Consider the following 13,632-nt stretch of genomic DNA (forward strand, 5'->3'; position numbering starts at 1 on the left):
GGATGTTCAACAGCGTTCCCGCGATGCGCACCGGGTACGACAAGGACGAGGTCGACGAGTTCTTCGAGCACGCACGGCAGGCGTACGAGGGACGTACCGCGGACCGGCTGACGAGTGCCGACATCCAGGCGTCCACGTTCGACCTGACCCGTGGTGGGTACAACACCCATGAGGTCGACGCGGCGCTCGACCGGCTCGAGGCCGCGTTCATCGCCCGGCAGCGTGCGGAGTACGCGGCGGCGCACGGCCAGCAGGCCTGGATGAACGCGCTCGCCGAGCGTGCGCGTTCGCTCTACGGGCGGCTGGGTCGGCCCGACGGCGAGAAGTTCGCCCCCGCCGACCGCGGCTCCCAGGGTTACGACAAGGACGACGTCGACGACCTGTGCGACCGGCTCATCGGGTACTTCGACCGGCAGGAGCCGCTGACGGCTGGCGACATCCGGTCGGCGACGTTCGGGCGCGCGCGCGGCACGGACGCCTACGACGAGGCCTCGGTGGACGCGTTCCTGAGCCGTGCGGTGGAGGTCCTGCTCGGCGTCGAGTGACTCTCCGGTCCCTGGACCGGTTGACGAGAACGGGGTTGTGTTCCCGCTGGGCTTCCAGCGGAACACGACCCCGTTCTCGTCGGCTCCAGCCTGCCTCTCGGTCAGGAGGTCAGTGCCGGCTCTGCTGCTTCGCGGAGCAGCACCTCGTTCTGGGTCGCCTTCAGGAACGAGCGGATCGAGTCCCGGCTCCGGGTGAGACAGTCGATGCGCGCCTGGACGCCGACCAGCTCCGTGGCCAGCTGCTCGGCCACCTCGCGCGGGCACGTCGGCTCGTCACGGGCCGCGGCGAGCTCGGCGTCGAGCAGCACCTTGACCAGCCGCGTCGGTATGCCGGCCTGGACCAGGCCCGCCACGCGGGACACCCGCTCCACGTGGCTCTCGGTATAGGTGCGGTAGCCGTTCGGCGCACGGTCCGCCTCGAGCAGGTCCTGCTGCTCGTAGTACCTGATCAGGCGGGTGGTCACGCCCGTCCGGGCGGCGAGCTCACCGATCTTCATGTTTGCCTCCGGGTAGGGCTTGACATTGACACCAGTGTCAAACTTTAGCGTTGCCGACATGGAGACAACAGGCACAACAACAGGCACAACAACAGGCACGACAACAGGCACGGCACCAACCGTCCAGCCGGCCCTCGACGGCCCGCCGGACGCGGGTTCCCCGACCGGCCCCACCGACGTCCTGCCCTGGCCGTCCCTGCTCGTGCTGGGCGCCGGGAACCTCCTCATGGTCACCGCCGAGATGCTGCCGACAGCCGTGCTCGAGCAGATGAGCACGGGCCTCGGTGTCGCCGAGTCGAGCACCGGCATGCTGGTATCGGTCTGGGCGGCAGTCGTGGTCGTGCTCAGCTTCCCGCTGGTGCGACTGACGCGCGGCAGGGACCGCCGCGCCGTGATCACCGGCGGGCTGGCAGTGCTCGCGCTCTCGTCGGCCCTCACCGCCCTCGCGCCGACGTTCCAGCTGGCGGTCGGCGCGCGGATCCTGGGCGCGGCGGCGGTCGGGCTGTTGTGGGCCACCACCAACGCGCACGTCGCCGACCTGGTCTCCGACCGCCTGCTCGGGCGCGCCGTCGCCGTGGTGCTGGGCGGGGCGACCCTGGGGATGGTCGTGGGCACCCCGATCGCCAGGCTCGTCGCCGACGCCGCCGGCTGGCGGGCCGCCTTCGGGGCTCTCGCGGTCCTCGGCGTCCTGGGGGCCGTCGCGGTCCGACTGGTCGTCGCGCGTGCGGCGGTCCCGGCCGCCCCGGAGGTCCCGCCGGGTGCGACGGTGGACGGTGCGGAGCCCGGCCCGCGCGCCCAGGCGCCCCGACGCGGCATGGGCCCGCTCCTGTTGGTGACGGGGCTCGTCGCGCTGGTGCTGGTCGGCCACTACGGCGCCTACACCTACATCACGCGTCTGACGGAGGCACCGGCCGAGGCGCTGCCCGGCGGGATGAGCGCGCTGCTGCTGGTGTTCGGGCTCGCCTCGGCGGTGGGAGTCGCACTGGCGGGCCGGTTCGGCAACCGGACCGCGCCCGCGCTGGTCGTGAGCGTCGCCGCGACCGCGCTGACCGTGGCGGCACTGGGCGTCGTCGACGCGCATCCGGCGGTGGGCATCGCCGTCGTCGTGGCGTGGGGAGTCGTATCGGGCGGCATGCCGCCCGTCGCCCAGACACTGATCCTGCGGCTGGCCGGGCCCGAGCGACGCTCGTTCGCCGGCGCGCTGATCCCTGTGCTGTTCAACGGCGGGATCGCGGTCGGCGCCGCACTCGCGTCACTCGTGGTGGCCGGCGCGGGTGTGACGGCGCTGCCACTGCTGGCGGCACTGGTGGTCGCCGCGGCGGCAGTAGGCCTGGCCCTGTCGCTCCGCCGTGCGTGATGGAGCCCGGGCGAACGACTGGTACATAACGACTGGCACATGTTGAGGGGCTCCTGCCGAGCGCCGACTCACCGACATGTGACTAGGCTTGGTGCGGCACGGACAAGACCTGTTCGTCCGGCTGGAGCAGCCGTCCGATGACCGACCGCACACCTGGGTGGAGACGTAGCGGAGTGAGTACTGACGTTGGGTGGTGGGCCGCGAGGGGCGCCGCACCGCTACCCTCCGAGTTCCTGTACTGGAACGTCATGGCGCGCCAGCGTGCGGCCTACAACCGCTTCGCGTTGAGTTACGAGATCGATGCGGCGCGGAGGAGGGACAGCTGGGCCGCCCGGTGGCTGGAACCAGTCATGCGCCATGTCGAGCTCGCTGGCCGCAAGAGGTCTGACGTGCGGGTGCTCGACGTCGGGTCTGGAATCGGCAGCTTCGCGGGGCACCTGGCACACGAGGGATTCGATGTGTGGGCGATCGACATCGCCGACGAGATGGTCGAGCGTACGCGTGCGCGCCTGCGCCAGGTATATGGATCCGATGCGCAGAGTCGTGCCGTGCGGGGGAGCTTCATCGAGCACGACTTCGCCTCCGAGCAGTTCGACCTGATCCTGGGCGTCGCCTTCGTTCATTGCCTGCCACGACCCGTCGACGTGCTCGCGATCCGCAAGATGGCCGAACTGCTGAACGAAGAGGGGATCGCCTACCTGACCACGACGGCCGAACCCGACGGCCAGGAGGCGCTCGCGCTCAAGGACGCGATGCGGGGCGAGCGTGACGGGACACTCATGCGTCGCTATCGCACGCGGTACACGCCGGCGCAGTTCATCGACCGGATCCGTGCGGGCGGCCTCACCCCGTGGTCGTGGCCGGGGTATGGCGCTCCGGTTGAGCTCGACAGTTTGACGCCCGCTGATGCCATGCCGATCTTTAGCGACACGCACGTCCCGGGAAAGCGATGGGTCGACGTCGTGGCAACCCGGCAGGGAGCGTTGCTCCCGGTACCCGCAACCGACCCTGGCGTTCCGGAACCGACGCGATCGGACGAGCTGGTCCCGGTCGGTTGAGCGGTGGGTGTCATGCGGCTCGCTGCGTGGTGCCTGCCGCGGTCCCTCCGGTGAAGTCGTGCCCGGCGAGCTGCGAGATGGCGGCCACGACGATCTCGAGGATCGCGGGGTTCCCGTTGTCGGACTCGTAGTGCTTGGCTTCCAGCCAGAACCGGGCATCCGGCGCGCCGCCGAAGTAGTGGTGCTCGATGATGCCGACAGCCCTTCGGGTGCCGGGATCGGCGACCGTCAGGCTGACTGGCATGAACATGCGGTGCGTGTGGATGGTGACGGAGCCTGCTCCGAACCGCGCGTTGAGGTTGTCGGCGAGGTTGGTGAGTGCCGAGTGGGACTCGAGCACCAGGACGTCGAATCGTGTGTGTCCGTAGTACCAGCCTGTGAGGCGACGCCCCGTCCGGTCCCGCCGGAGCCACCGGGGCTCAGGCATGACGAAGTGGACCTGGACGCCACGAGCGACGGCCTGCTCCACCACGCGGGGTGAGCGCGAGATCTTGGTCATCCCGACGCCACAGCAGACGATGGTCTGGTCCGCCTTCTGGAAGATGTCGGTGAACTGGTCGGTTCCCTTTCGGGCATGGCCGATCTTGGAGATGCCCCGCAGGCGCTGGAGCTCTGCGCGCGCGATCCCGTCCCGGAACAAACGTAGGGCGAATGCGGTGCCCAGGCCGACGAGCAAGAGCGACATCGTGACGACGAGCGCCGTTGTGATCCTGTCGTCCAGGAGGTTCGGGACGAAGGCGAGCAAGAGGTTGGCGACTGAACCGACTGCGACAAGGAGCAGGCCACCGCGAGTCAAGCGTTCCATGGCAACGCACCTCCGAGATGGCGCCTTCTAGGAGGACATCTCACCTACTTCTGGAGCAGTCGCCATCTGAAGTAATATACCGGTAAATTTTACGCAATGGATAGACCTGATGATGGTCGATGGCTGAGGCGGTGACGTCGTCAGCAGGTGCGGGCCGCCCCGCTTGAGGAGCCCGTGGAGACGTAGGCGTCCGAGACCCAGTTGTCCGGCCCGATGCGGTTCCAGAGGTCGGTGGTGCCGTAGGTCCCCGTGATGCTGGTGCCGCGGGCGGTGCACTCGATCACCACGTTCGCGTGGTTGCCGGCCTGTCCGACGGCGGCGTTGTCCGTGCCTGGTCCCGAGCGCACGGTGAGCGGACCGCCCTGGGTCCTGACGACCCCCTTGGGTCCGGACCCGGTCCAGAGGTAGGTGACGGTCGTCCAGCCGTTGTCCGTGAGTCCGAGGGCGTCCCAGAAGGTGCCGTCCCCGAGGTCGATACCCGCGGGGTTGGCGACCTGGCGGCCGAACCCGTCGCGCCCGTCGTTGTAGCTGTCCTGGTAGGCGGCCTGCGCCTGCGGCCGGCCCTTGGGCAGGTCGGACCAGGACTGACGCGTCTCACCCTCGTTCCAGTAGTCGTCGGTGGTGTTCCACGGCCCGACGTCCCAGACCGGGGCGTACGCGCAGCGCCCGGTGCTCTCGGCGCAGACCCGCACCGAGTAGCTGCCCGAGTCCTTCGACGACAGCCCGCGCCGGGACGGCAGCGCGACGAAGTGGTCCCTCGAGGTGATGACGTGGCCGTTCGCGGTGGTCCCGCCCACCAGGCCCTCGCGGGTGGCGAACACCTTGTACGAGTCCTCGCTGCCCGCCGGCGCGGCCTCGCTCTCCGCCTCCTGCAGCGACTGCGACCGGCGGGCCTCGGGCGTGAGCGTCACCTCCCGCACGGCCGGGTCGGTGCCGCCATCGCCGACGAGCGTGACGCGCGCCTGGACCGTCTCGGCGGGCGCGGGGAGCGGGGAGCCCGCGGGCACCCACTCCGTCCAGGAGTCGGGGCCCTGGTCGGTGAGCCGGCCGCGGACGTCGACCAGCACGGAGGTGCCTGCCGGGGCCGTGGCGTCGACGTCGGCGGTGATGACGCTCGCGGGGGAGTCGAGGACCGTCGGCTCCGCGATCAGCTGGCCGGACGTCTCCTGGTGCACGCTGCCGCCGTCGGCCCTGCCGTCGTCGGAGACAGTGGAGCTGCCGGACGTGCCGGTGGCGTCCAGGCGGAGCGCGCCGCCGGAGTGGCGCACCCCGGCGTCGTCGTCGGTGCGGCTCGCGAGGTCGACGGACCAGGCCTGCCCGACGGCGTCCGGCCCTGAGCCGGTGCCGGGAGTGGCCGTCGCGACGGCGGTCCCCGAGGTGACCAGGCCCGAGGCGATCAGAGCGGAGGCGATCAAGACGGCGCAGGTCTTGGCGGTCGGCACCGCGGTACGGCGTCGGGTCCTGCGTACCTGGTTGAGCATGTGCTGAATCTAAGCGTCTTGCTATTTCACCCGCGCGGTGAAGAAGGAGAAATCTTGGGACGTGGGCCGTCGGCCGGTGCCCGGGCAGCCCGTCCGGTGGTGCATGATCGGGGAAGTACCCCAGAGTGATGACGAGCAAGGAGAACGACGTGTCCGAGTTCCTGGCCGACAAGCCCGGCAAGTTCGACCTCGACGGCGACGGCATAGCCGACGTCGAGGTGGCCGACACCGACGGCGACGGTGTCGTCGACGCCCAGTTCGAGGACTATGACGCCGACGGCGTCCCCGACGTCGAGCTGCACGACACCGACGGTGACGGGCGGCCCGACGTCGTGGTGGAGACCGCCGGCGGGACGCAGACGATCTCCGTGGACATCGACGGCGACGGCGAGGACGACGCCGTCGACTCGTTCCCGGCCTGAGGTTCCGGGTTCGGTCCGCGGGTCAGGCTCCTGGCTGAACCGGCGCCGGACGCTGCGCCGGCCGGCCGTAGACCAGCCGGCGCAGCGCCACCTCGGCCGGCCCGCGCCGCCCCGTGCGCTCCTGCCAGACGGCGAACGCCACGGTCAGCGCCCAGACGGCCACGGCGAACAGCAGCATGCTCCACGAGCTGAGGTGCTCGCCGAGCCCGAGGCCCCACGCGGCGAGGATCGGCGCGCACAGCACCGACTGCAGTAGGTAGGACGTGAGCGACCGCTTGCCCACCGCCTGGACGGCACCGGCGAACGGTCCGTCGGTGGCGAACAGGTTGTTCGACGGCGCGCCGCTGCGGCGCAGGGCGACGCGGTGGCCGATGAGGCCGAACAGGGCGACGTAGCCCAGGCCGCCGAAGAAGCCGGTCAGGATCTGCACGGGGTAGAAGACCCAGGCGGCGTGGTCGGGCACCCCCAGGACGCCGATGTGGTCGAGCGCGGCCGGCAGCGGACCGAGCCAGCCGATGGCGATGCCGACCACTGCCACCCGGCGCAGCAGCGGCAGGTGCTCACCCGGGTTCTCCAGGATGCGGCGCCGGCCGGCCCAGAACGCGAGCAGGAGCATCATCGGGACCACGAGCATGAACACGCCCTGGGCGACGGTGCCGGCGCCCCAGAACGTCAGCCGCTCGCCGATCGAGGCGAGGTACGACGTCGCCGTCATCCCCTCGCCCGTCGGGGCGAAGTCCGTGACGATGCCCTGGGCCATGGCGGCGTCCGCCGGGAGCTGCGCGACGAACCACGCGCCCGCCACCGCGAAGGCCGTGGCGATCGCCAGCAGGCCGCCGAACACCCACGTCCACACGAGCAGGGTGCGGTCCTTGACCCCGAAGAAGAGCCACACCATGAGCAGGCCGGCCACGCCGTACGCGCCGAGCACGTCGCCCATCCACAGCAGCGCCGCGTGCACGAACCCGAACGCGAGCAGCAGCCAGTTGCGCTTCTGCAGGAGCTTGCGGGCGGCGACCTCCGACGTGCCCGATGACACCTGGCGGTTGTAGAGCTGCATCATGCCGTAGCCGAACAGGAACGCGAACATGGGGTAGGTCCGCAGGTCCACGAGGACGATGATCAGGAAGGCGGCCGCCTTGTCGAGCGCCGACCCGTCGACCGGGTGCGACGACGCGATGCCGATCTCGCTGCCCCACAGGTAGAAGGGCGTGTTGGCGACGGCGATCAGCAGGAGCATGAAGCCGCGCGCGAGGTCCGGCGCGGGCGAACGCTCGGCGGCCTGGACAGGGCCCCGGGTCAGGGCAGTGGTGGACATGGGTACATCTCAGCAGGCCGGGGGCCTGACCGCGAGCAAAAGAGAGCTTTCGAGGCTACGCCGCCGGCTCGACCAGCCGGGCCCGCTCCTCCTCGACGATGCGCCGCGCGAGCTCGGCATCGGCGACGTCGGTGGCACCGGGCGCCACGGCCACCGTCGAGCGGCCCGCGTACTCGGCGAACAGCTCGGCCTTGGTGCCGAGGATCTCCAGGAGCCGCTCGTCCACGCTGTTCTCGATCAGCAGCCGGTGCACCTGCACTGTGCGGACCTGACCCATCCGGTGCGCCCGCGCGATGGCCTGCGCCTCGACGGTCGGCTTGACCTGCGGCTCGCACAGGATCACCACCGAGGCGGCCTGGATGTTGAGCCCGACGCCGCCCGCCTCGATCTGGCTCACCAGCACCTTCGGCTCCTGCGCCTGGGTGAACTCGTCGACCAGCTCCTGCCGCCGTCGGGCGGGGACGGACCCCGTGATGGGACCGACCGCGAGCGGGCCCAGCTCGGCCAGCACCGTCTCGATCACGTCGCGGAAGAACGAGAAGACGACCACCTTGCGGTTGTTGTCCATCGCCTCGGCGACGATCTCGCGCAGCCGCACGAGCTTCGCCGTCGGCTCGGGGGCCTGGACGAACGCCGCCCGGCGCATGTCCGCGAACGAACGCTTCAGCACCGCCCGCCGGTAGGCGGCGCCGTCGTGCTTGCCGAACCGCTCCCACTCGTCCACCTGGACCAGCTCGGGCAGCTCGGTGAGCACGTCCTCCTGGTTGCGCCGCAGGTACACCGTGGAGACCGACCGGCGGAACGCCGCGGCGCCCGCCAGGCCCGCCGCGGGGTCTATCGAGTCGGCGACGTCGGGCTTGAGGTACCGCACGAGGCTGCGGAACTCGTCGACGGTGTTCTCCATGGGGGTACCCGACATGAACAGCACGCGCTCGGCGGCGTCGGACCAGGCCGCCGTCCGCTCCGAGCGCTGCGCGGCGGGGTTCTTCACGTAGTGCGCCTCGTCCACCACGAGCAGCGCGGGCCGGGGCAGCCCGGCGGCGCGCAGGTGCCCGAGCTGCGGGAACGTGACGATGCCGACGCCGCCGTCGGCGATCCAGTCGCGGATGCCGGCGTCGCGTTCGTCGCCCTGCAGCACCCGGGCCGTGAGACGGGAGTGGGCGGCGACCTCGCGGGCCCAGTTCGCCGCGACGCTCGCCGGGCAGATCACGAGGAAGTGCCGGCGGCCGCGCGCGGCCAGGTGCGCCATCACGGCGATGGCCTGGACCGTCTTGCCGAGCCCCATCTCGTCACCGAGGATCGTGCGCCGCTGCACCAGCGCGTACCGCGCGCCGAAGGCCTGGTACCCGCGCAGGGAGACGGTCAGGAGCGAGGTGTCCAGGTCCTGGGCCGATACCTGGTCGACGACGTCCTCAGGCAGGTAGCCCTCCGCTGCCTCGACGTCGACGCCGAGGTCCACGAGCTCACCGAGTGCCGTGTAGTAGGCGGCGGCGCGGGCCTCGTAGTCCCGCCACACCTCCGCGTCCGACGTGCCCGTCAGCGTGCGGTCCAGCCGGCGCAGGGCATCTGTGACGCCCGAGTTGTCGAGCCCGTCCACCGTCTCGCGGAGCGCGGTCAGTGCGGAGTCGGCCGCGGCGGTGCGCTCGCGGCCGGCGAAGAACCGCTTGACGAGGGTGCCGCGCAGGGCCCCCACCTCCGCCAGGCGGGCCAGCCGCGGGATGTCGACGTCGAGCCGCTCGCCCCAGGCGTCGAAGAACCGGGCGACCTGCTCGTGCGTGTGCAGCGCGCGCACCAGGTCGGTCGCGAGCGGGTCGGCGGGGTCGGCCTCGATCCGGAAGGTGAGCGCGTCGTCGACGGCGTCGAAGATCTGCTGGGCGGCCTCGCGCAACAGGCGTGCGGTCTTGGGCCCGACGCCGGCGATCGCGTCGAGCTCCTCGTCGTCGGCGCCCAGCACCTGGGCCACGGTCCGGAATCCTGCCGCCTCGACGAGCCCCACCCGCACGCGTCCGGTGCTCACCTCGCGGATCCGGTCGACGGGCACCTCTGCCAGCTCCGCCAGCACCCGGGCGTCCCGGGCGGCGCGGTACGCGACGCGCACCCGTTCGGGGGCCGCACCGCGCTCGGTCAGCGTGTCCGCGCCCAGGGCGTGCCGGGTGCGGGCTTCCTCGAGCAGCTCGCGGGAAGCGGCGCGTGACCAGGTCTCCATGGCGGCTGACGGTACTGGGTGCGTGCCGCTGGGAGGTACCCGCACACGCCGTCGTGCCCTGTTGCGGTGCATACCGGGACTGAACGCCCGTTCTGGTAGTTTCGTCGCACCGTGGACAGGAGGAACGAGTGAGCACGGAAGCACTGCCGCAGCAGGCACAGGCGGCGCAGGTCACCGCAGCAGGGGAGACGACGGCCGAGGTGACGCCGCAGGTGGCGCCGGTCGCCGTCGAGAGTGGTACCGAGAGTGGCAAGGCCCCGGAGCAGGTCGCCGGGTCTGAGCAGGTCAAGGCACCGGAGCAGGCCCCGGAGCAGGAAGACGCACCGGAGCGCGAGGACAACCTCGAGACCCGCACGGCCGCCAGGCTGCACGATCTGGTGGTCTCGGGCGCGGAGAAGCTGCCCGGCGAGACCGGCAGCACCGTGTCGAAGATCGCCGTGGCGCTGCTGTCGTTCGGCAGCCAGGCCGCGGCGAAGGAGCAGGACAAGCCGACGACGAAGCTCGTCGGCGAGGCCGTCCAGCTGTACAAGAGCCTGGACGACGACGACCCGACCAAGCAGCGCGCGGTGCTCGAGCACGCGCTGGAGACGTTCACGACGTCGACGATCGGTGGCAAGGAGCGCTCGCAGGTGCTGGAGGTCGCCGAGGAGGCGATGAACCTGTGGGGCAAGCTGCGCGGGACGTCCTCGGACCTCGCGAAGTCGGACGCCGCCGCCTCCATGCGCTCGCTCACCAGCGTGCTGCGCAAGGAAGGCCGCGACGAAGAGGCGGACGAGACGGAGACCGAGGCGAAACGCCTAGAGTCCTGACCGCACACCTCGTTGAGTGCTGGACATTCGCCCCCTTGTGCGTCATGGAGGGGCGAATATCCAGCACTCAACGGGGGCTCAGGCCGAGCAGGCCGGGTTGGGCGCCAGGGTGACGCCGTCCGGCATGTCTTTCGGCGTGGGGGTGCGGCCCGCCATGGCGCACGCCCGGGCGATCATCTGGTCGTCCGAGAAGGTCCAGCCGGTCGTGACACCGTGGTCCTGGACCACGAGGAGCTGTCCGTCGGCCGCGTGCACGGCACCCGGCGCCACCTTGCCGCCCGGTGAGTACAGGCTGGTGGCGAGCTCACCCATCTTCTGGCCGGTCTCGATGTCGAAGAACGCCAGTGCCGGGCCCCGGTTGCGCGCCACGAGGTTCGGCCCGGGCAGCACCGCCATGACGTCGCCGTAGGTGCCGGCGAGGTCGAGCGCCTCGGGACCGCCGGAGCCGGTGACCGGACGCAGGCGCACCGCCGCGTCCAGGCCCAGCGTGACCAGCTGGTCCGGCAGGTCCGCCCCGTCGGTGCCGCCGATCATGTGCACCTGCGCCACGCTGCTGCCGCGCACCGTCCACACATCCGTCTCGCCCCGGGCCGCGGCGTCGAGGTCGGCCACCCGTAGCGAGAAGTCGCGCGGCGCGACGGCCACCTCGCCCCCGTCGTCGGCGACGGCGACCCGGCCGGGCGCCGTCCATCCGGGTTCGAGCCGCGGTGTGGTGCCCAGGGGGCCCGGCACGTGGACGGCGCGCTCCTGGAGTCCGGCGTCGAGCAGGTGCAGCCCGGAGCACGCGTCGACCAGCAGGATGTCGTCGCGTGTGCGCTGGGCGCTGACGACGGTCGCGCAGGCCGGGTCGCCCCCGTCGAGGCCCGGCGCGACCAGGTCGCGGAACCCCGCCTCGTAGCCGGCGGTGGTGCCACCACCGGTCCGGTAGGCGTCGCCCTCCGGGGTGACGAGCAGGAGGCTGTCCCGGTCTAGCCAGACGGGCAGCAGCGGCCGGCCGGCGTCCGGGCTGTCGGCGGGCAGCGTCACGGTCCCGCGCCCGTGGATGGTCACGGTGCCGTCCGACCAGGACGCCGCGGTGCTCGCCGGCCCCGTCGACTCGTCCCGGTACGTGGCGAGGACCGCGGTCGGGCCGGCCGGGCCCTCGTCCGCGCCCGGATCTCCGGCGTCCGCCGCTGCCGCCGCGGTCGCCGCCGCACCCGCCGAGTCCGGCAGCGGCACGTCACCGTGGGCGTCGGCGGTGGACCACAGCGCGATCCGGCCGTCCGACGCCGCCGCGACCCGGTCGGTCCCGACCAGGACCGGCGGGCCGGTCCGCTGGACGCCGGACAGGTGCCAGGTCCGCCGCAGGTCGGCGTCCCCGGCGATCTCGCACGCGACGAGCCCGCGGTCGGTGGCGATCAGCGCCCGCGTGGTCGCGTCGTCCATCGCGACCACCTGCGGGTCGGACCAGACGCGGGGCACCGGGCAGTCCGCCGAACGTACTGAGCCGTCGGCCCAGTGGTGCACGGTGACCGTCGTGCCGTTCTCGTCGGAGTGCAGCGTCGCCCAGTCGTTCAGCGAGGGGGACGGGACCGCGCCGTCGGGCAGGTCTACGGGGCCGGCGTGGGTCAGCTCCAAGGTGTCGACGCTGCGGACCTCGAGGGTGTCCGCCGCGGCGTCGGCCACCGCAAGGGTGCGACTGGAGCCGACGGCGAGGGACGTGACCGCCAGCTCCGTCTCCACCTTGCCGCTGAACGCCAGGCGCTGCTCGTGCGGCCGCCGGGAACCGGCGTCCGACTCCAGGACAGCCAGGTCGCGACCCGCGAGGTTGATGCTGCCGATCCGGTTCCTGCCGCTGGTGGCGTCGTGCCACGCGATGAGGAGCGTGTCGCCCTCCGGGGTGATGGCCACCGCCGTCGCGCCCGGCAGGTCGAGGTGCGTCTGGCGGCTCGTGCTGCCCTCGGGGAGGGGTCCGAAGCGGCCCACGGTCACGCCGAGGTCGTCCACCGCGGCGACGACAGTGCCGTCCGCGCTCCCGGCGACGAAGGGGCCGGCCCGCCCGGATCCGGTCACCGTGCCGAACGGCGTGCGGTCACCGCGCAGGACGGCGGGTTCGCCGTCGTCCGGGTTCCAGCGCACGAGGTCACCCCTGTCGGTACGCCCGACGATGCCCGTGCCGGTCGGTGCGACGTCGGCGAGCTCCGTCTCCTCCGGTACGTCGACGGTTCGCAGCAGGTACGGGTCGGCGGGCTCGTTCGCCGTCACCGCGTTGAACAGCGCGGTGCGGGTCTGCCCGTCCCGGAGGCGTTCGACCGCCTCCACCGCGAGCAGCTGCGCCACCGCGGGATCGTCCTGGTGCACCACGTGCGACGTCGCGCCGAGCAGGTGGGCGGCGTTGGCGTTCACCGCCTCGTTCGCCCGGGACGCCTCCCGCAGGGCGTATCCGAACGCGACGCCGGTCACGGCGAGCATGACGAGCAGGCCCGCGATCGCGAGGCGGCTCCACAGGTTGGTCGAGCCCTGGCGAGCGATGTGAGCGCTGAGGATCTCCTCGGTGCTGACGTCCGGGCCGCGCAGCGGGGCGACGAGCTCTGCGAGCGCCGTCGCCCGGTCCGGGTGGCGCCGCCAGAACCTGCGCCGCTGGCGCAGCCGGGTCAGGTCGGTCCACTTGGGTTCGCTGTCGATCCGCTCGGCGAGCGGCGCGGGCAACGCGGTGGTGCTGATCTTGTCTATCTTGTTCGCTGACCGGTCCCAGACGATCTTGCCGCTGGTCACCGCGACCAGGAGGGTCTCGGGCTCCCGGTGCTCGAGCCACCAGGCCACCTCCTCGGCCACGAAGTGGGAGCTCGCGGCACCCTCGGAGGCGAGCAGGATGAGGTAGTCGGAGTGCTCCAGCTTGTGCTTGATGGAGCCCCAGAGGCTGGGGTTGTTCGCCAGGCCGGTCCGGTCCAGGAAGATGCGCAGGTCGCGGACGTCGTCGCGGTCGTCGAAGTCGAGGAGCTGCGAGTGGAACGCGGGGGCGAACTCGCCGTCGGAGTCGCGGCTGTAGGACAGGAAGGCGTCGTACCCGTCGGTGCGGGGCGCGGGGCGCGCGCGTTTGGTGCGAAGGAAGCGGCCTCTCCGGTCGGTCATCCTTGCCCCCCACAGCCTTTCCT

Annotated in this window: 11 protein-coding genes; 5 read left to right on the forward strand and 6 right to left on the reverse strand. The window is 71.8% G+C overall.

The features are described 5' to 3' along the window. The first annotated feature begins 2 nt into the window (after window positions 1-2). Window positions 3-545, forward strand: a complete 543-nt coding sequence (locus AB0F70_RS19040; RefSeq protein WP_357451787.1) for a DivIVA domain-containing protein — start codon at window positions 3-5, stop codon at window positions 543-545. A gap of 101 nt (window positions 546-646) precedes the next feature. Here AB0F70_RS19040 and AB0F70_RS19045 read toward each other — a convergent pair whose 3' ends face one another. Next, the gene (locus AB0F70_RS19045; protein ID WP_357451574.1) at window positions 647-1,042 is read right to left on the reverse strand and encodes a MerR family transcriptional regulator; all 396 of its coding nucleotides are present in this window, start codon (window positions 1,040-1,042) and stop codon (window positions 647-649) included. Between the two features lie 58 nt (window positions 1,043-1,100). Between AB0F70_RS19045 and AB0F70_RS19050 the strand changes: the two genes are divergently transcribed. Together AB0F70_RS19050 and AB0F70_RS19055 are read left to right on the forward strand one after the other, a co-directional pair. After that, entirely contained in the window at window positions 1,101-2,399 is a 1,299-nt protein-coding gene (locus tag AB0F70_RS19050) for an MFS transporter (RefSeq protein WP_357451577.1), read from the forward strand. Between the two features lie 248 nt (window positions 2,400-2,647). Next, window positions 2,648-3,457, forward strand: coding sequence for a class I SAM-dependent methyltransferase (locus AB0F70_RS19055; RefSeq protein WP_357451580.1), 810 nt, complete (start codon window positions 2,648-2,650; stop codon window positions 3,455-3,457). Window positions 3,458-3,467: 10 nt separating this feature from the next. On the opposite strand, the gene AB0F70_RS19060 is transcribed toward AB0F70_RS19055, so the two are convergent. After that, a complete protein-coding gene (locus AB0F70_RS19060; protein WP_357451583.1) occupies window positions 3,468-4,262 on the reverse strand; it encodes a hypothetical protein in 795 nt (264 codons plus the stop codon). 140 nt (window positions 4,263-4,402) lie between these two features. Beyond that, window positions 4,403-5,743 (reverse strand): hypothetical protein, encoded by a 1,341-nt coding sequence (locus tag AB0F70_RS19065; protein ID WP_357451586.1) that lies wholly within the window; start codon window positions 5,741-5,743, stop codon window positions 4,403-4,405. Between the two features lie 128 nt (window positions 5,744-5,871). Here AB0F70_RS19065 and AB0F70_RS19070 point away from each other — a divergent pair, with 128 nt between their 5' ends. Continuing rightward, window positions 5,872-6,165, forward strand: a complete 294-nt coding sequence (locus AB0F70_RS19070) for a hypothetical protein (protein WP_357451588.1) — start codon at window positions 5,872-5,874, stop codon at window positions 6,163-6,165. Window positions 6,166-6,187: 22 nt separating this feature from the next. Here the strand turns inward: AB0F70_RS19070 and AB0F70_RS19075 are convergent, their stop codons facing one another. Both AB0F70_RS19075 and AB0F70_RS19080 read right to left on the reverse strand, forming a co-directional pair. Further along, on the reverse strand, window positions 6,188-7,483 hold the full coding sequence (locus AB0F70_RS19075; RefSeq protein ID WP_357451590.1) for a DUF418 domain-containing protein: 1,296 nt from the start codon (window positions 7,481-7,483) through the stop codon (window positions 6,188-6,190). Window positions 7,484-7,538: 55 nt separating this feature from the next. Then, window positions 7,539-9,689 (reverse strand): SNF2-related protein, encoded by a 2,151-nt coding sequence (locus AB0F70_RS19080; RefSeq protein WP_357451592.1) that lies wholly within the window; start codon window positions 9,687-9,689, stop codon window positions 7,539-7,541. Window positions 9,690-9,817: 128 nt separating this feature from the next. Between AB0F70_RS19080 and AB0F70_RS19085 the strand changes: the two genes are divergently transcribed. Further along, the gene (locus AB0F70_RS19085; protein ID WP_357451595.1) at window positions 9,818-10,498 is read left to right on the forward strand and encodes a hypothetical protein; all 681 of its coding nucleotides are present in this window, start codon (window positions 9,818-9,820) and stop codon (window positions 10,496-10,498) included. A 78-nt stretch (window positions 10,499-10,576) separates the two neighbouring features. On the opposite strand, the gene AB0F70_RS19090 is transcribed toward AB0F70_RS19085, so the two are convergent. Beyond that, window positions 10,577-13,609: a hypothetical protein gene (locus tag AB0F70_RS19090; protein ID WP_357451598.1), complete on the reverse strand. Its 3,033-nt coding sequence runs from the start codon at window positions 13,607-13,609 to the stop codon at window positions 10,577-10,579. Window positions 13,610-13,632: the final 23 nt, after the last annotated feature.

The sequence above is a fragment of the Promicromonospora sp. NPDC023805 genome (genome assembly GCF_040639635.1).
Classification (GTDB): domain Bacteria; phylum Actinomycetota; class Actinomycetes; order Actinomycetales; family Cellulomonadaceae; genus Promicromonospora.